The 17,258-nt window shown below is 68.1% G+C and carries 16 protein-coding genes; 6 read left to right on the top strand and 10 right to left on the bottom strand.

What is annotated here, in order from left to right; all coding sequences use genetic code 11:
* Positions 1 to 222 precede the first annotated feature (222 nt).
* The 6 genes from LTA6_RS12120 (at position 223) to LTA6_RS12095 (ending at position 6,205) form a co-directional block, all read left to right on the top strand.
* Positions 223 to 1,389 (top strand): MFS transporter, encoded by a 1,167-nt coding sequence (locus LTA6_RS12120; protein WP_407357923.1) that lies wholly within the window; start codon positions 223 to 225, stop codon positions 1,387 to 1,389.
* The gene (locus LTA6_RS12115) at positions 1,386 to 2,294 is read left to right on the top strand and encodes a sugar kinase (protein WP_407357922.1); all 909 of its coding nucleotides are present in this window, start codon (positions 1,386 to 1,388) and stop codon (positions 2,292 to 2,294) included. Before LTA6_RS12120 ends, LTA6_RS12115 begins: the two co-directional genes overlap by 4 nt.
* Positions 2,295 to 2,344: 50 nt before the next feature.
* Entirely contained in the window at positions 2,345 to 3,103 is a 759-nt protein-coding gene (locus LTA6_RS12110; RefSeq protein WP_407357921.1) for an alpha/beta fold hydrolase, read from the top strand.
* Entirely contained in the window at positions 3,100 to 4,260 is a 1,161-nt protein-coding gene (locus tag LTA6_RS12105) for an acyl-CoA dehydrogenase family protein (RefSeq protein ID WP_407357920.1), read from the top strand. The genes LTA6_RS12110 and LTA6_RS12105 overlap by 4 nt, the downstream gene beginning before the upstream one ends.
* Before the next feature lie 86 nt (positions 4,261 to 4,346).
* Positions 4,347 to 4,814, top strand: a complete 468-nt coding sequence (locus LTA6_RS12100; RefSeq protein WP_341974000.1) for an Lrp/AsnC family transcriptional regulator — start codon at positions 4,347 to 4,349, stop codon at positions 4,812 to 4,814.
* A complete protein-coding gene (locus LTA6_RS12095; RefSeq protein WP_407357919.1) occupies positions 4,811 to 6,205 on the top strand; it encodes an aspartate aminotransferase family protein in 1,395 nt (464 codons plus the stop codon). The genes LTA6_RS12100 and LTA6_RS12095 overlap by 4 nt, the downstream gene beginning before the upstream one ends.
* Positions 6,206 to 6,243: 38 nt before the next feature.
* Here LTA6_RS12095 and LTA6_RS12090 read toward each other — a convergent pair whose 3' ends face one another.
* From LTA6_RS12090 to LTA6_RS12045, 10 genes are all read right to left on the bottom strand, one after another.
* Positions 6,244 to 7,887 carry an amidohydrolase gene (locus LTA6_RS12090; RefSeq protein ID WP_407357918.1) on the bottom strand — a complete coding sequence of 548 codons (1,644 nt, stop codon included), beginning with the start codon at positions 7,885 to 7,887 and terminating at the stop codon, positions 6,244 to 6,246.
* A gap of 2 nt (positions 7,888 to 7,889) precedes the next feature.
* Positions 7,890 to 8,744: an ABC transporter permease gene (locus LTA6_RS12085; RefSeq protein ID WP_407357917.1), complete on the bottom strand. Its 855-nt coding sequence runs from the start codon at positions 8,742 to 8,744 to the stop codon at positions 7,890 to 7,892.
* Positions 8,741 to 9,625 (bottom strand): ABC transporter permease, encoded by an 885-nt coding sequence (locus tag LTA6_RS12080; RefSeq protein WP_407357916.1) that lies wholly within the window; start codon positions 9,623 to 9,625, stop codon positions 8,741 to 8,743. Before LTA6_RS12080 ends, LTA6_RS12085 begins: the two co-directional genes overlap by 4 nt.
* The gene (locus tag LTA6_RS12075; protein WP_341973993.1) at positions 9,618 to 10,799 is read right to left on the bottom strand and encodes a spermidine/putrescine ABC transporter substrate-binding protein; all 1,182 of its coding nucleotides are present in this window, start codon (positions 10,797 to 10,799) and stop codon (positions 9,618 to 9,620) included. Before LTA6_RS12075 ends, LTA6_RS12080 begins: the two co-directional genes overlap by 8 nt.
* Positions 10,800 to 10,849: 50 nt before the next feature.
* Positions 10,850 to 12,010 carry an ABC transporter ATP-binding protein gene (locus tag LTA6_RS12070; RefSeq protein WP_407357915.1) on the bottom strand — a complete coding sequence of 387 codons (1,161 nt, stop codon included), beginning with the start codon at positions 12,008 to 12,010 and terminating at the stop codon, positions 10,850 to 10,852.
* Positions 12,011 to 12,174: 164 nt separating this feature from the next.
* Positions 12,175 to 12,912, bottom strand: a complete 738-nt coding sequence (locus tag LTA6_RS12065) for a FadR/GntR family transcriptional regulator (RefSeq protein WP_407357914.1) — start codon at positions 12,910 to 12,912, stop codon at positions 12,175 to 12,177.
* A complete protein-coding gene (locus LTA6_RS12060; protein ID WP_407357913.1) occupies positions 12,909 to 13,688 on the bottom strand; it encodes a 3-oxoacyl-ACP reductase in 780 nt (259 codons plus the stop codon). The genes LTA6_RS12065 and LTA6_RS12060 overlap by 4 nt, the downstream gene beginning before the upstream one ends.
* A gap of 59 nt (positions 13,689 to 13,747) precedes the next feature.
* Positions 13,748 to 15,109, bottom strand: a complete 1,362-nt coding sequence (locus LTA6_RS12055) for an aldehyde dehydrogenase family protein (protein WP_407357912.1) — start codon at positions 15,107 to 15,109, stop codon at positions 13,748 to 13,750.
* The gene (locus LTA6_RS12050) at positions 15,106 to 15,864 is read right to left on the bottom strand and encodes a gamma-glutamyl-gamma-aminobutyrate hydrolase family protein (protein WP_407357911.1); all 759 of its coding nucleotides are present in this window, start codon (positions 15,862 to 15,864) and stop codon (positions 15,106 to 15,108) included. Before LTA6_RS12050 ends, LTA6_RS12055 begins: the two co-directional genes overlap by 4 nt.
* Complete coding sequence (locus LTA6_RS12045; protein WP_363548194.1) at positions 15,845 to 17,200, bottom strand: glutamine synthetase family protein; 1,356 nt, start codon at positions 17,198 to 17,200, stop codon at positions 15,845 to 15,847. Before LTA6_RS12045 ends, LTA6_RS12050 begins: the two co-directional genes overlap by 20 nt.
* Positions 17,201 to 17,258 lie beyond the last annotated feature (58 nt).

The raw sequence follows: 17,258 nt of genomic DNA, 5'->3' as shown, positions 1-17,258 counted from the left end.
GCGAAGCGCGGAATCATGCGGCTTCGCATCCCCTCATCCAGATCCATCCACAGGGGGCACGATACGGGGGACATCCGACATTCGTTTTCCTGTGGAATGCGCCCTCCGGCGTGTCATCGGCGTGTCGCATCCACTCGAACATCCACCGCCGACGCCGCTCACCGGTACCGTTGTCTGGTGGCGGGATATCGGGATCTTCTTCGCACGCCCGGTGTGGCGCGCATGATCGCAGCTCAGCTGACCGCACGCTTCCCCAACGGGATGGCATCGCTGGCGATCCTGCTGCACGTGGAGCAGCAGACCGGCTCCTACGGCGCGGCCGGTCTCGTGCTCGCCGCCACCTCGGTCGGGCAGGCCGTCGCCGGCCCGATCACGAGCCGGTGGATGGGCGTCTGGGGGATGCGGCGCGTCATCACCCTCACCCTCAGCGTCTGCGTCGTCGCTGTGCTCGCCCTGGCCCTGCTCCCGCTGAACGTGCCGGGGTACATGGCGCTCGGCATGATCGCCGGCCTTTCGACCCCGCCGATCCAGTCGGCGGCGCGCACCATTTACCCGAAGCTGGTCAATTCGTCGCAGCTGACCCCGCTGTTCTCGCTGGATGCGTCGCTGCAGGAGATCATCTGGATCATCGCGCCGGTGGTCATCACCCTCGTCTCCACCCAGGTCGGCACGGTGCAGGGGCTGCTCCTGGTCGCGATCATCCTCGTCGGCGGCGGCGCCTGGTTCATCCTCTCCCCCGAGGTCGGACGAGTGCGCATCCCGCGCAGTCGGAATGCGTTCGGCAAGGTCGTGCTGAAGCCTCCTGTGATGCTCGCGACCGTCATCGGCTTCCTCCTCATCGGGGCGTGCGCGGCCGTCGAGGTCGGCGTCGTGGCGACGTTCGAGCACGGCAGCCTCGCCGCCGGCCTCGTCCTCGCGGTGTTCTCCGTCGGCAGCCTCGCCGGCGGCCTCGCGTTCGGTCACATTCCGATCGGACCCTGGGCGATGGCCCGCCGGTTCGTCATCGTCACCATCGGCCTCTCGTTGACGATGGTCTCGCTCGACGCCTTCTGGCTCGGCGGTACGCTGATCCTCGCCGGCATCGGCATCGCCCCGGCCCTCGCCGTGCTCTTCGCGATCACGACGGCGAGCGTAAAGTTCAGCGAGACGGCCGAGGCGTTCGGCTGGGCAGGCACCGGGCAGCTCATCGGCGCCGCAGCCGGATCCGCCATCGGCGGCTTCCTGGTCGACGCCACCGGCGGAGCGCGCGGTGCGTACCTCGCAGCAGCACTGTTCGCCGCCGTGGGCCTGATCGTCTCCGTCGTCTTCGTCCGTTCCTTCCCCGATCTGCGGCACCGCGATCCCAGTCCCTATCCAGACACCGAACCTGTGGCGGTCACCCCTTCATGAGCATCCATCCCCCTGTCAGCCCGCCCGCGATCGTCTGCGTCGGCGAGACGATGGCGCTGATCACTCCGACCGGAGCCGCGCTGGCGGACGCCGATGCCGCGACGCTCGGACTCGCCGGCGCGGAGTCCAACGTCGCCGCGGGAATCGTCTCCGCTGGGCACCGTTCGGCGTGGGCCTCCCGGCTGGGCGATGACCCGCTCGGTTCGCGGATCGCGTCGGAGCTCTCGGACCGCGGGATCGAGCTGTGGGTGCAGCGCGATGCGGATGCTCCCACCGGCGTGATGTTCAAGGATCCAGGCGCCGAGGGCTCCACGGTCTACTACTACCGGGCAGGATCCGCCGCGGCGTCGATGGCGCCGGGATTCCTGGCCGCCGACCAGCTCGCCGGTGTCCGCATCGTGCACACCACCGGGATCACCCCTGCGCTGTCCGCATCCTGCCGCGCGATGGTGGACGAGCTCTTCACCGAGGCACGTGCCGCGGGCGCGCTGGTCTCCTTCGATGTCAACGACCGCCGGCCGCTGTGGAGCATGGCGGATGCCGCCGCCACCCTCGCTCGTCTGGCCGACGCCTCGGACATCTGCTTCGTCGGACGCGATGAGGCCGAGCGGATCTGGGGCACGCGCACGGCGACGGAGATCCGCTCGCACCTGCCCGGATGCGATCTGCTCGTGGTGAAGGACGGCGAGATCGGCGCCACCGCGTTCCACGGCGATGCGGAGCCGGTCTTCGTCCCCGCTCCGCAGGTCGATGTCGTCGAGCCGGTCGGCGCCGGCGATGCCTTCGCTTCCGGCTTCCTCGCGGCGACCCTCGAGGATCGCCCCCTGGCCGAGCGCCTTGCGGCCGGTCACGCCGCGGCGGCCAGAGTGCTCACGATCGCCGCGGACATGCCGCCGATCCGCTGAGGCCGCTCCCCCCACGCCGCGGATACCGCACGTCGTCCTAGGCTGAACACATGTCTGCGCCACTCACGCTCCCCCGCATCGTCTGGGGCGATCCCACCGCTTCGCGCCGCGCCCTGCTCGTCCATGGACTGGGCTCGTCCGGGGCTCTCATGTGGCGACTCGGCACCGCGCTGGCCGACGATGGCTGGCAGGCGACGGCAGTGGATCTGCGCGGCCACGGCGATGCCCCACGGGCGCTGGACTACACGGTCACCGCCTATGGCGCCGACCTCGCGCAGACCAGACCAGACGGCAGCTCGTCCTGGGACGCCGTCATCGGCCACTCCCTCGGCGGCGCAGCGAGCATCGTCGCGGCGGCATCCGATCCGGGGTGGACACGACGGCTCGTGCTCATCGACCCGGCGATCCATGTCGACGGGCGCGACGCGAACGTCATCCGCAAGAGTCAGGAGCGCGCTTTCACCGATCCCCGGCTCGATGTCGTGCAGGCAGAGCATCCGCACTGGCATCCGCAGGACCAGGAGCTGAAGGTGGATGCCGTGCTGCGCACGAGCCGCTGGGCGGTCGAGCAGACCAGCGCGCAGAACAAGCCGTGGGATGTGCGAGCGGATGCCGCCAGGCTGAGCGTGCCGACCCACGTGATCGGCGCCGACCCCGCTGTCTACAGCCTCTTCACCGGCACGCTGGCCGAAGAGGTCATCGCGAGCAACCCGCACATCACGATGTCCGTCGTCTCGGGAGCCGGGCATTCCCTGCATCGCGACAAGCCGGACGAATCCATCCGCCAATTGCTGGAGGCTCTGGCATGAGTACGTTCGATCCCACCGCGTTCCTCCCGGACGACCTGCTGGAAAGGATCCGCGAGCGCGCACCGATCCATGACCGGGAGAACACCTTCCCGCAGCAGGATCTCGACGAACTGCGCGACGCCGGCTACCTGTCGATCCTGGTGCCGACCTCACGCGGTGGCGCCGGCCTCGGCCTCGCCGAGGCCGCCATCCTGCAGCAGCGGCTGGCGACGGCCGCACCGGCCACCGCGCTGGCGATCAACATGCACCTCGTCTGGACCGGTGTCGCCAAGGTCTTCTCCGATCGGGGCGTGCCCGGCTTGGAGTTCGTGCAGGACGGCGCGGCCGAGGGCGAGGTGTTCGCCTTCGGCATCAGCGAGGGCGGCAACGATCTCGTGCTGTTCGGCAGCGATACGGATGCCGCGCCACTCCCCGACGGCGGTTATGCGTTCACGGGCACAAAGATCTTCACCTCGCTCGCCCCGGTGTGGACGAAGCTCGGCCTGCACGGCCTGGACACCACGGGCGAGGATGCGCCGAAACTCGTCTTCGCCTTCATCGAACGCACCGATGAGGTCATCACCGGTGACGATTGGGACACGCTCGGCATGCGAGGCACGCAGAGCCGGACGACGCGCCTGAACGGAGCCGTCGCCCGACCCGAGCATGTCGTGCGCCGCATCGATCCCGGTCCGAACCCCGACCCGATCGTCTTCGGCATCTTCGCCGTCTTCGAGATCCTGCTCGCCTCCGTGTACACCGGGCTTGCACGGCGGGCGCTGGAGCTCGCCGTGGAGACGGCGCAGAAGCGCCGCTCGAAGAAGACCGGCGCGACCTACAGCCAGGACCCCGACATCCGCTGGCGGATCGCCGAAATGGGTCTCGCCTATGACGCCCTGCCGCCGCAGATCGCCACCCTCGCCCGCGATGTCGACGAGCTCGTCGACAACGGCGCCCGGTGGTTCCCGCTGCTCGCCGGCGTCAAGCATCGCGCCGTCGTGATGGCGAAGAAGGTCGTCGACGAGGCGATGCTGGTCTCCGGCGGCGGCTCCTACTTCACCTCGAACGAACTCTCCCGGCTCTACCGTGATGTCCTCGCGGGTGCGTTCCATCCCTCCGACCCGGAATCGGCTCATGCGACAGTGGCGACCGCGTGGCTGGGACCTTTGGAACCGTGACCGAATTCGGTCGAATTCGGAAGTAGATCCAGATTCGACCAACGATTTCCATTGAATCAAGCCCCGAAGAGTGCGAGGATCGCACCATGGGCACGAAGAAGAAGCACTCCCCTCTCGACGATGTGTCGAAGACCATCATCGAACTGCTGCAGGAGGACGGACGGCGTTCGTATTCCGACATCGGGCGGGTCGTCGGACTGAGCGAGGCCGCGGTACGCCAGCGCGTGCAGAAGCTGACGGAATCCGGGGTCATGCAGATCGTCGCCGTCACCGATCCGATGCAGCTGGGTTTTCGCCGTCAGGCGATGATCGGGATCCGGGTGTCGGGTGACGCGCGCCTCGTCGCCGAAGCGGTGGCCGCAATCCCGGCGATCGACTACGTCGTGATCACCGTCGGATCCTTCGACGTCCTCGCCGAGGTCGTGTGCGAAGACGATGAGGACCTGCTCGCGCTGCTGAACGACAGCATCCGCCCCATCGACGGCGTGCTCTCGACCGAGACCTTCATCTACGCCAAGCTGCAGAAGCAGCTCTACAACTGGGGGACCAGATGACCACGTCACGCCCGCGCGCATCCGAACCCGAGCTCCAGCAGATGGCGAAGGATCATCTCTGGATGCATTTCACCCGCCAGTCCACGATGGCCGAGAACGGGGTCCCGATCATCGTCAAGGGCGATGGGCACCACATCTGGGATGCGAAGGGCAAGCGCTACTTCGACGGACTGGCCGGGTTGTTCGTGGTCAACGCCGGCCATGGCCGGCGTCGCCTGGCTCACGCGGCCGCCCAGCAGGCATCCGAGTTGTCCTTCTTCCCGCTGTGGTCGTACGCGCATCCTGCGGCGATCGAGTTGGCCGATCGGCTCGCCGACGAGGCACCGGGCGATCTCAACCGCGTGTTCTTCTCCACCGGGGGCGGTGAAGCGGTCGAGACAGCACTGAAGCTCGCGAAGCACTACTGGAAACTGATGGGCAAGCCCACCAAGCACAAGGTCATCTCGCGCTCGGTCGCGTACCACGGCACCCCGCACGGGGCCCTGGCGATCACCGGCATCCCGGCAATGAAGTCGATGTTCGAGCCGGTCGCCCCCGGCGGCTTCCGGGTGCCGAACACGAACTTCTACCGCGCGGCGGAGATGGGCGCGCCCGCACACGATGAGGAGGCATTCGGCCGCTGGGCCGCGGACCGCATCGAGGAGATGATCCTGTTCGAGGGCGCCGACACCGTCGCCGCCGTCTTCCTGGAACCGGTGCAGAACTCGGGCGGATGCTTCCCTCCTCCCCCTGGCTATTTCGCCCGAGTACGCGAGATCTGCGACCGGCACGACGTGCTGCTCGTCTCCGACGAGGTCATCTGCGCATTCGGCCGTCTCGGCCACACCTTCGCCTGCACCGGGTACGGCTACGTCCCCGACATGATCACGTGCGCGAAGGGGATGACCAGCGGCTACTCGCCGATCGGCGCGACCATCATCAGCGACCGGATCTACGAGCCGTTCTCGCACGGGCAGATGTCGTTCCCGCACGGCTACACATTCGGCGGCCATCCCGTCTCGGCGGCGGTCGCGCTGGAGAACCTCGCCATCTTCGACGAGGAGAGGCTCAACGAACGCGTCCGCGAGAACTCCCCGCTGTTCCGCGCGGAACTGGAGAAACTGCTCGATCTCCCGATCGTGGGCGATGTGCGCGGCGACGGCTACTTCTTCGGCATCGAACTGGTGAAGGACAAGGCGACCAGGGAGACATTCGACGACGCCGAGTCAGAGCGGCTGCTGCGCGGCTTCCTCTCCCCCGCCCTCTTCGAAGCGGGTCTCTACTGCCGCGCCGACGACCGGGGCGACCCCGTGATCCAACTCGCCCCGCCGCTGACCGTCGGCCCCGCCGAGTTCGCGGAGATCGAGCAGATCCTCCGCGGAGTCCTCACCCGCGCGGAAGACGTCCTCTGACCCCACCGTTCGTTGAGCGAGGGAGCGGAGCGACCGAGTCACGCCTCGTAGACGCGCTCCCCTTCGACCCAGGTGCCCAGCACCTCGGTCAGGCCGATCTCCTCGGCGGGATGCTCGAAGGGATCGCGATCGAGCAGCGCGAGGTCGGCGAGCATGCCGACGGCGATCGTGCCGGTCTCGTCCAGGTGATTCACCCGCGCCGAGCCCGCCGTGTAGGCGGCGAGCGCGGTGCCGAGGTCGATCGCCTGCTCGGGCAGGAAAGGGTCGTAGTCGCCCTCCCACTCGGTCGGCGCCGACCGGCGATTGACGGCGACGTGGATCGCCGCAAGCGGATTCGGCGTGCTGACCGACCAATCGCTCCCCGCGGCGAGCGCGGCCCCGGAGCGCAGCAGGTCACCGAAGGGGTACTGCCAGGCCGAGCGCGTGTCGCCGAGGAACGGGATCGTGAGGTCGACCATCTGCGGCTCGAGCGTCGCCCACAGCATCTGCATATTGGCCGTCACGTCGAGGGCACGGAAACGCGGGATGTCGTCGGGATGCACGACCTGGATGTGCGAGATGTGATGACGGTTGCCGCGCGGGCCGTTCCGACCCAGCGCCGCCTCGACGGCATCCAGACACTCGCGCACGGCGCGGTCGCCGATGGCGTGGAAATGCAGAGCGAAGCCGAGTGCGTCCAGGCGGCTGGCAGCCTCCTTCAGCAGTTCCGGTTCGACGAAGGAGATGCCGGAGTCTTCGCGCGGATGCCCATGACCGTCGCAGTACGGCTCGAGCATCGCCGCGGTGAAGTTCTCGGCGACGCCGTCCTGCATGATCTTGACGCTGCGCGCGGAGAACCGCCCCGCGGTGCTGGCTGCGCGCCGCGCCACGATGTCATCGATCTGCTCGAGACCGCGCGAGCGGTCCCACCAGAGCGCCCCGACGACGCGCCCGGTCAGCGCACCGGATGACCCGGCCGCGACATAGGCGGGCAGGGGGTCGCCGGCATCACCGTACTCGGTCCCGACGATCGCGTCCTGCCAGGCGGTGACACCGTAGGAATGCAGGTACTGCTGCCCCATGAGGAGCGCCTCCTGCAGCCGCGAAAGAGGCTCAGGCGGAAGCAGCCGGTTGACGAGCCCCATGGCTCCCTCATGCAGGGTCCCGCTGGGGTTGCCCGCGGCATCCCGCTCGATCCGCCCGTCGGCGGGGTCCGGGGTCTCCCGCGTGATCCCCGCCAGCTCCAGGGCGCGGGAATTCACCCAGGCTCCGTGCCCGTCGCGGTTCGGAAGGAACGCGGGGCGGTCAGGCACGACCGTATCGAGGTCGGCCGCGGTCGGCGTGCCGCCGGGGAAGGCGGACATCTGCCAACCGCCGCCGAGGATCCAGTCGTCATCCGGATGCGCACCCGCGTACTCGGCGATACGAGCGAGGTACTCGTCTCGGGTCGCGAGCGGGGCGAGATCGCAGCGGAGCATATCCAGGCCGCCCCAGACCGGGTGCACGTGGGCATCCTGGAACCCCGGGACCAGCAGACGGCCGGCGAGATCGATCACCTCGGTGTGCGGGCCGATCAGCGCGGACAGGTCGTGGCCGACGGCGCTGATGCGTCCGCTGGTGACGGCGACTGCCTGTGCGGTCGAGCGCGCGGCGTCCGCCAGGAACGCCCTGCCACCCTGGAAGACGAGATCTGCGTGGGACATGGTCAGCCTCCGGCCATCGTGCGGGCGATCTGCGTCGCGGAGTCGCCCGCACGCTTGAGGACGAGTGCCACCAGGGCGAGCGAGATCAGCGTGAGCACGAGCATGATCGTCGACACCGCGGCGATCTCTGGTCGCAATCCGCTGCGCAGCGCGGAGAGGACGTAGACCGGCCACGGCGTCGTGCCGGAGACCTGCACGAACGCCGAGACCACGGTGTTGTCCAGGCTCAGGGTGAACGAGAGCAGGAAGCCGGCCAGCACCGCAGGCATCGCCAGCGGCAGCGTGATCTTCATGAAGGTCCGTAGCGGTGTGGCGTACAGGTCTGCGGATGCCTCTTCGAGACGAGCATCCTGCCCGACCAGACGCGCCCGCACGATGTAGGAGACGATCGCGACCGAGAACAGCGAATGGCCGACGACGAGGCGTGCGGTGCCGTCGCTGAACAGGCTGATCCCGAGGTCCTGTCCGAGGAAGACGAGCCATGGCAGCAGCGCCACGGCATCCACGATCTCCGGAGTCACGGACACCAGCAGGAGCAGCCCGAGGAACCACCACACCCAACGCCCAGGCCGCCGCGCCATGGCGATACCGGCCAGCGTGCCCAGCAGCGACGCGAGGACCGCGGCGATGAGTCCGGTGCGGATCGACACCATCACCGCGTCACGGATCACCGGCTTCTCGAAGATCGCGGCGAACGGGGCCAGGCTGAACCCCTCCCAGGCGACGAGGAGACGCCCGGAGTTGAACGAGTAGGCGATGATCACGATGATCGGCAGGAACAGGAACGCGAAGACGATCACCGACCACACCGCGAGCAGGCGATTGCCGAGTTCCCCTCGACGGGCATTGCGAGTCATGATCCCTCCCCCAGGATGAGCCGACTGCGCGATCGGAACGGCAGCGTCGCCGCCCAGATCAGCACGGCCGCGATGCCGATCGACAGCATGATGACGATGATCAGCAGCACCGCCATCGCGGATCCGAGCGCCCAGTTCTGCGCGGTGCCGAACTGGCTCGCGACGAGCTGCCCGATCATGTTGCCCTGCGCGCCGCCGAGAACGGTCGCGGTGATGTAATCGCCCATCAGCGGGATGTACACCAGCAGCACACCCGCGATGATGCCGGGGCGGGCGAGCGGCACGGTGACCCGGAGGAAGGTGCTCACCGCATTCGCTCCGAGGTCCTTGCTCGCCTCGCGCAGCGGCGTGCTCACGCGGTCGAAGGCGACGAACAGCGGCAGGATCATCAGCGGCAGGTAGTTGTACACGACGCCGATGAGCACGGCGGCGCGGGTGTAGAGCACTTCGAGGGGACCATCGGTGACGCCGATGCCCTGCAGCAGGGTCGACAGCCAGCCTTCCGGGGCGAGGATGACCTGCCAGCCGAGCGTGCGCACCAGGAAGTTCGTCCAGAAGGGCACCATGACCAGCGCGAGCAGCAGCCCCCGTCGCTCGGGCGGCGCCTTCACCGCCATCCAATACGCCACCGGCATCCCGATGATCAGGCACAGCAGTGTGCCGAGCACACCGACCCAGAGCGTGTTCTGGAACGTGGTGAAGAACGTCGGAGAGAGCGCTTCGACGTAGCGGTCGAAGGAGAGGACGTCATTGGCGTGGGTGCCGAAGATGCCCGGTTTGTAGCCGAAGCTGAACCAGACGACCATTCCGATGGGAGCGACGAAGAACGCCAGCAGCCACGCCCATGCGGGAACGGCGAGCGCGAACCGGGGGCTACGCACCCGCGGCGGCCTTTGTGGCATTCCAGATCTCGACGACCCGTGCCTGCGCCTCGCCGACCTTGCCCTCGTGCATGGTCTCGATCTGCGCCTCGTCGAAGAAGACCATGTCGAGTCGCTCGAACCCGGCTGCCTCTGCCGCGGCTCTGATTCCGGCCGCTCCGGTGTCGTAGCCGATGTAGTCGACCTGGGCGAGTTGCGATTCCGGGGTGAGGATGAAATCGAGGAAGGCGTGCGCGGCCTCCGGATGCGGCGCCCCCGTGACCAGTGCCCAGTTGTCCATCCACAGTTCGGTGTCCGGCGCGCCCAGGACCCACTGCCACCGGTCGGGGTCCGGTGACTCCATGATGCCGATGCGCGCATCGCCGTTCCACGCCTGCATCAGCACATGAGACGCCTGCGGGATCGCAGCCCCACCGGGGTAGGAGTCGAAGGCGGAGATATGCGGGGCGAGCTCGCCGACCAGGAACGCCTCGCAGGCGTCGAGGTCGGCCGGGTCCGTGGTGGTCCAATCGATCCCGTTCGCCCAGTAGTAGATGCCGCACAGCGGGCTCGGATCGTCGAGGACCGAGGTCTTGCCCGACGCTTCGTTCTGGGCCGCGTCGATGAAGTCGCTCCAGGTCGTGAGCGGGCGGGTGATGACGGTCTTGTCGTAGACGAAGCCGGTCGTACCCCAGGCCTTGCAGATCGAGTACTCGTTCTTCGGGTCCCATTCCCGCCCGAGGAACGCAGGATCCATGTGCTCGATGTTCGGGATGAGATCGAGGTTCAGCTTCGCCAGCAGACCGTTCTCGATCATCTGCGGAATGAACACCCCCGTGGGCACGACGAGGTCGTAGCCGCTGGTACCCTTCGCGGCGACCAGCTTCGCGATCATCTCTTCGTTGGAGGCGAACGTGTCCATGACGACCTTGGCGCCGTGCTCATTCGTGAACGCCTCGACGACCTCGGGGGCGTCGTACTCGCCCCAACTGTAGATCGAGAGCGAATCCTCCAGGGTGCCGCCCGTCGCCTGCGCGGCCGGCTTGCCCTGTCCGCCGGGCGCGCAGGCGGTCAGAAGGCCCGCGGCACCGAGCGCCATCATCGTTCCCATGAAACCTCGGCGCGAGAGCTCACGGCGAAGAAGCGGCGCCGCGTTGCTGTCGGCGAGGATGCGGATGCTGTTGAAGTCGTTCATGGCACTCCCCTGTGTGGGTCGGTTGTGTCGGGTCAAGGAGTCGGATGCGGTCAGGCGGGCGCGGGCAGATTGATCACGTGCGTCGCCGTACTCGGTGCGCCTTCGGCGGCGAACAGGCGCACGTCGGCGGCATCCCAGACGCAGCGGATGTCGTCACCGGGCTGAAGGACCGGGGCGGCGGGTGCCGGCGTGCGCACGAGCATCTTCTGCTCCAGGCCGACGTCGACGAGCACCTGAAGGGTCTCCCCGAGGTGGGAGACGCCGAGGACGGTTCCCCGGACGCCGTCACCCTGTCTCAGCGGATCCTCGAGGCGGATGAACTCGGGGCGGATCGCCGCCACCGCCGCCCGGCCGGCGGCCACCACCTCACCGCCCCATCTCCCGGGAAGCACGCCGAGCGCCGTATCGACGGCGGCGCCGTCCGAATGCACGGTGCCGGGGATGAAGTTCTGCTGTCCGATGAACGAGGCGACGTACGCGGAAGCCGGCTCGGCGTAGATCGCGGCCGGAGCGTCGAGTTGTTCGATGCGTCCGGCCCGCATCACGGCGATCCGGTCACTCATCGACAGTGCCTCCGCCTGATCGTGCGTGACGAAGACGAAGGTCGTACCCAATCGCGCCTGCAGCAGCTTGAGCTCGAGCTGCATCTCCTCGCGCAGCTGACGGTCGAGAGCGGCGAGCGGCTCATCCAGCAGGAGGACGCTCGGCCGGTTGATGAGCGCACGGGAGAGGGCGATGCGCTGTTGCTGGCCGCCCGAGAGCTGGGTCGGCTTGCGGTCGGCGAACGAGCGCAGTTGCACCATGTCGAGCGCCTCGCCGACCCTGGTGCGCTGCTCGGACTTCGGCACGCGGCGCTGCTGGAGACCGTAGGCGACGTTCTCGGCGACCGTGAGGTGCGGGAACAGCGCGTACGCCTGGAAGACCGTGTTCACCTCGCGACGGTGGGGCGGCAGATTCAGCACACTGCGTCCAGAGATGCGGATGTCACCGGCGTCCGGATACTCGAAACCGGCGATCATCCGCAGTGTCGTCGTCTTCCCGCAGCCGGATGGCCCCAGGAGCGAGAGGAACTCGCCCGGTCGGACGTCGAGCGTGAGGTCGTCGACCGCCTTGGCGCTGCCGTAGAGCTTGGTGACGCCTTCGATGCTGACGCCACCCGCGTCTGTCGCCGCATCGCGCGTCATGGTCGACGCTGGCACTGTGCCGGTCATGGAACCTCCGCCGTCGGAATCGTTGGCCGCAGTCTGACACAGGATCCGTGCGGCGCATAGCGAAAACGGAAGAGAGTTAACATGATCGCAACGGTTTTCGTCGCCTAATCGGCAGTGCACCTCCGATTAGGACCGAGTTTGCTCGATCTCGCACCCGCTGGACTTCAGATCAGGAAGCCTCTCAGCAGCGCTTCGGACCCGGCGAGATGATCGCGCATCGCCGACTCCGCGGCATCGGGGCGACCGGCGAGGATCGCCGTGACGATGCGCTCGTGCTGCTCTCCGGAATGCTGGATGTTGCGGGGCATCAGCGGAAAGGTGTCGAGCCAGGCGTTGACGCCGGCCCGGTTCTCAGCGACGAGCGCGACCAGCGACGGCACCCCGGCCGCCTCGGCGATCGCCAGATGGAACAGCGTGTCCAGGCGCCGATACTCCTCCGGCCCCGCCGGCAGTGCGGCTTCGTGCCGTGCCCACAGCTCGGCCCTGGTCGCGGCATCCAGAGTTCTGCTCGCGGCCGCGTGCGCCGACCCGGCCTCCAGCACGAGACGGAGCCCGAGGACGTCATCGAGCTCGACGGGCGTCACGGCTCCCGCGACCGACGGCTGCGGGAGCGGATCCGCGATGAATGTGCCGCCGTAGCGACCTCGCTTCGGCAGCAGGTAACCGGTGTCGGCCAGTTCACGGATCGCGTCGCGCACGGTGTCACGGCTCACCCCGAACGACGCCGCGAGTTCCCGCTCGGGCGGCAACGAGTCCCCCGGAGCGACGACGCCGAGGCGGATGGTCTGCACGAGGCGGGCCACCGTGTCCTCCAGGGCGTTCCCACGGCGAAGCGGTCGATACACCGCCCGACGCACCTCGGCGAGGTCGCCGCCGTCTGCACCCGGAGGATCGATGCTCATAGCGGGGTCACGTAGGCGTTGCTGATTCCGCCGTCCACGACGAAGGCGCTGGCAGTGATGAAGGACGAGTCATCGGAGGCGAGGAACGCCACGGCAGCCGCCATCTCCTTGGGCTCGGCGAAACGGCCCATCGGCACGTGCACGAGACGACGCTGCGCGCGCTCCGGATCCTTGGCGAAGAGCTCCTGGAGCAACGGCGTGTTGACCGGCCCAGGGCAGAGAGCGTTCACCCGGATGCCCTGGCGAGCGAACTGCACACCGAGCTCACGCGACATCGCCAGCACACCGCCCTTCGAGGCCGTGTAGCTGATCTGCGAGGTCGCGGATCCCAGCAGCGCGACGAATGAGGCGGTGTTGATGATCGACCCTCGACCGGCCGGAACCATGTGCCGGAGCGCGGCCCGGCTGCACAGGTACACGCTCTTCAGGTTCACATCCTGGACGCGGTCCCACGCCGGCAGCTCCGTCGTCTCGATCGAGTCGTCGTCGGCCGGCGAGATGCCGGCGTTGTTGAAGGCGATGTCGATCCGGCCGAACTCGGCGGCGACGCCGTCGAACAGTGCGTTCACCTTGGCTTCGTCGGCGACGTCGACGGAACGGAACGCTCCGCCGATCTCGGCCGCGGCCGCCTCTCCGGTGGTCGGATCGACGTCTGCGATGACGACGAACGCCCCCTCGGCGGCGAACCGCTTGGCGGTCGCGAAGCCGATACCGCTCGCCCCGCCGGTGATGATGGCGACGCGATCCTTGAGTCGCTGGGTCAGATCAATGCTCATGTGTGTTCTCCGGTTGAGAGGTTCGGGTGAGAGGTTCGAGTGATGGGTAGGCGATGCGATCAGAGGGCATCGGTCGCGAAGAAGACGTTCTTGGTCTCGGTGAAATGCTCGGCGGCATCCGGCCCCAGTTCGCGCCCGAGACCCGACGCCTTCATGCCGCCGAACGGTGTCGCGTAGCGCACCGAGGAGTGGGAGTTCACCGACAGCACGCCGCTCTGCACGCCGCGCGCGACCCGCACCGCGCGGCCGAGGTTCTCGGTCCACACGGATCCAGCGAGCCCGTAGACGGTGTCGTTGGCGAGACGGATCGCGTCGGCCTCGTCTTCGAACGGCATCACCGCGACGACGGGTCCGAACACCTCCTGCTGCGCGATCCGGTCGGTGGGGCCTGCCAGCACCACGGTCGGCGCGAACCAGAAGCCGTCGCCTTCGGGCGCGGACCCTCGGAAGGCGATGTTCGCGTCGTCGAGGAACGACGACACCGTGTCGCGATGATTCGCCGAGATGAGAGGCCCCATGTCGGTGTCCGCGCTGCCGGGGTCGCCGACCCGCCACGAGGCCACCGCGGGCTCGAGCATCTCCAGGAAGCGGTCGTACACCGATCGCTGCACGAGCAGACGGCTGCGGGCGCAGCAGTCCTGGCCCGCGTTGTCGAACACCGACCCGGGAACAGCGGCCACAGCGCGCTCGAGGTCGGCGTCGGCGAAGACGATGTTGGCGCTCTTGCCACCGAGCTCGAGCGTCACAGGCTTCAGCGCCCTGGCGCATCCGGCAGCCACATCGATCCCGACCTCGGTCGAGCCGGTGAAGACCACCTTGCGCACATCCGGATGCTCGACCAGCCGCTGCCCGACAACCGATCCGGATCCGGTGACGACCTCGAGCAGCCCCGCGGGCAGCCCCGCTTCGATGGCCAGTTCGCCCAGGCGGATGGCCGTCAGCGGTGTGAGCTCGGCCGGCTTCAGCACGACGGCGTTGCCCGCGGCGAGCGCCGGCGCGAACGCCCAGGATGCGATCGTCATCGGGAAGTTCCACGGCACGATGACACCGACGACGCCATATGGATCATGGAAGGTCACATCGAGGCCACCCGCGACGGGGATCTGTCGTCCGGACAGCCGCTCGGGATCGGCGGAGTAGTAGTTGAGGACTTGGGCGACATGCGCAGCCTCCCACCGCGCCGAGGAGATCGGATGCCCCGAGTTCAGCACTTCCAGCTGCGCCAGCTCCTCCACCGCACCTTCGACGGCGCGGGCGAACGCACGCAGGGCATCAGCGCGCGCGAGCGGCGCGAGGGCCGCCCAGCGACGCTGCGCGGCGACGGCGCGTGCGATCGCGGCATCCGTCTCGTCGACGCCCGCGCGCGTGATGTCGCGGATCGGCGCGCCGGTGGACGGGTTGATGACAGTGAACGCGCTCATCGCGTTTCCTCCTTCTGCCGCGCAGCGAACGCGCGAGCCTGTGAGACGAGATCTTCGAAGAGCCGCCGGTCGTCGGTGTTCTCCTCCGGATGCCACTGGACGCCGACGAGGTATCCGTCGCCGACGCCCTCGAACGCCTGCACGAGACCGTCGTCGGATCGTGCGCTGACGGCAAGGCCGTCGCCGAGTCGCCCGATGCCCTGATGGTGGTAGCTGTGCACCGGGTAGGTTTCGTCTCCGAGGATCTGCGAGAGCGTCGACTCCGCCTCGATAGCCACCTCGTTCTCGGCGAACACGCCGCCGCCGATCCGATAGCGATCGGTGCCGAGAGACTCCGGCAGATGCTGTTGCAGCGTTCCGCCTCTGGCCACATTCACCAGCTGCAGGCCGCGGCAGATCGCGAGAACGGGGAGCCGCCGGCGCTCCGCTGCGCGGAACAGCGCCAGTTCCCAGGCGTCACGGTCGACTCGCGCCGCATCCGTCTGCGGGTGGCGCTCGGCCCCGTAGAGCTCCGGCTGCACGTCGGCACCCCCGGTGAGGATCAGACCGTCCAGACCCGCCACCGCGATGTCGGCGACCTGCTCGGCCTGTGGAGGCAGCAGCAGGGCGACGCCACCGGATGCGGTGACCGCGTTGAGATACACATCGGGCAGGAACGCCGCCCGCACATCCCAGACACCCTGCTGGGCGCGTTCCAGATACGTGCTGACGCCGATTCGAGGCGCGGATCGCACGTCAGAGTCGCTCGAAGCCACGGACGCGCTCCCAGTCGGTGACGGCGGCATCATAGGCTTCGACCTCGATACGCGCCTGGTTCAGATAGTGCTCCACCATGTCGTCGCCGAACGCATCGCGTGCGATCCGCGATTCGCTGAACAGCTGCGCGGCCTCGCGCAGCGTCGTCGGCAGGTGATCGACGCCCGCCTCGTAGGCGTTGCCGGTGAAGCGCTCGGGCAGCGCCAGTTCGTTCTCGATGCCGTGCAGTCCGCCGGCGATGATCGCCGAGATCCCGAGGTACGGGTTCACATCGCCGCCCGGCACCCGGTTCTCGACGCGGAGCGCGGAGCCGCTCCCGATCACCCGCAGCGCACAGGTGCGGTTGTCGATCCCCCAGGCCACCCCGGTCGGGGCGAAGCTGCCCTTCGCGAATCGCTTGTACGAGTTGATGTTCGGCGCGTACAGCAGCGTGAATTCGCGCAGGGTCGCCAGGATGCCGGCGATCCAGTGCTCCATGATCGGGCTGAACCCGTGCTCGCCATCGCCCGCCATCACCGGCGTTCCGTCCTGGTCGCGGAGGGAGAGGTGGATGTGGCAGCTGTTGCCTTCGCGCTCGTTGAACTTGGCCATGAACGTCAGCGCCTGTCCATGCTGCTCGGCGATCTCCTTCGCGCCGTTCTTGTAGATCGCGTGCTGATCGGCGGTCTCCCGCACCTCCGCGTAGCGGAACGCGATCTCTTGCTGACCGAAGTTGCACTCCCCCTTGACGCCCTCGCAATACATCCCCGCACCGTCCATGCCGTTGCGGATGTCGCGCAGCAGCGGCTCCATGCGGGTCGAGGCGAGGAGGTTGTAGTCGACGTTATAGTCCGTCGCGGGCGTCAGCCCCTCGTACTTGCGCGCCCAGGCATCGCGGTAGGTGTTCTCGAACACGATGAACTCGAGCTCGGTACCGGAGAAGGCGGTCCAGCCGCGCTCGGCCAGGCGGTCGCGCTGCCGATCGAGGATCGCGCGCGGCGATGGGCCGACCGGTTCGCCGTTCTGCCAGACGAGGTCTGCCATCACGAGCGCGGTACCGGGCAGCCAGGGCATGCGGCGGAGAGTCTCGGCATCCGGGCGCAGCACCATGTCCCCGTATCCGCGATCCCAGCCCGACATCGCGTAGCCGTCGACCGTGTTCATGTCGACGTCGACCGAGAGCAGGTAGTCGCACGCCTCGGCGCCGTGGTGAAGGATGTCCTCCTGGAACAGTCGAGCGGAGACCCGCTTGCCCACCAGCCGCCCCTGGGCGTCGGCGAAGGCCACGATCACGGTATCGATCTCGCCGGCTCCGATGCCGGCATCCAGCTGCTCGATGCTCAGGTTTCCCGACATCTGACGCTCCTGTCCTGTGTGCGGTGGAGCGATCAGCCGACCGGCTCCGCCCTCAGAG

The organism is Microbacterium sp. LTA6, from assembly GCF_045690355.1.
In the GTDB taxonomy this organism is placed as follows: domain Bacteria; phylum Actinomycetota; class Actinomycetes; order Actinomycetales; family Microbacteriaceae; genus Microbacterium.
The sequence above is the reverse complement of the archived record's forward strand: the minus strand, read 5'-3'. Positions and strand labels throughout refer to the sequence as shown.